Source organism: Streptomyces sp. SP17BM10, assembly GCF_036322405.1.
In the GTDB taxonomy this organism is placed as follows: domain Bacteria; phylum Actinomycetota; class Actinomycetes; order Streptomycetales; family Streptomycetaceae; genus Kitasatospora.
The window spans coordinates 1-330 of the sequence record NZ_JAQYXB010000145.1 but is presented as its reverse complement, the minus strand read 5'-3'; the positions used below and the strand labels follow the sequence as shown (position 1 = coordinate 330).

The following is a 330-nucleotide window of genomic DNA, read 5'->3' as shown; positions in this document are numbered from 1 at the left end:
GGGGGGGGGGGGGGCGGGGCGGCCCCCGCGGGGGGGGCGGCGCGGCGGGCCGCCGGGCCCCCCGCCAGCCCCCCGCCCCCCGCCCCCGGCCCGCCCCCCCCCGCGGCCGGGGGGGGGGGGGGGGGGGGGGGGGGCGCCCCCCCCCCCCGCCGGCGGGGCCGGGGGCGCCCGGGCAGGGCGCTCGGACGGGCCGGGGGGGGGGGGGGGGGGGGGGGGGGCAGGCGCCGGGCGCGGCCGGCCCCCCCCCCCGCTGCCGGGCACCGCCGACTCGGGGTAGCGCATCCGTGCGACCTTGGCGACGTGCCGGGCGAGGTCGCCGCAGCGCTCCAG

1 pseudogene is annotated in these 330 nt (G+C 92.7%); it reads right to left on the bottom strand.

Features of this window, described 5'->3' with window-relative positions:
• Positions 1–255 precede the first annotated feature (255 nt).
• A pseudogene (locus tag PUR71_RS00525) lies at positions 256–330 on the bottom strand (phosphate signaling complex protein PhoU); the annotation flags it as partial.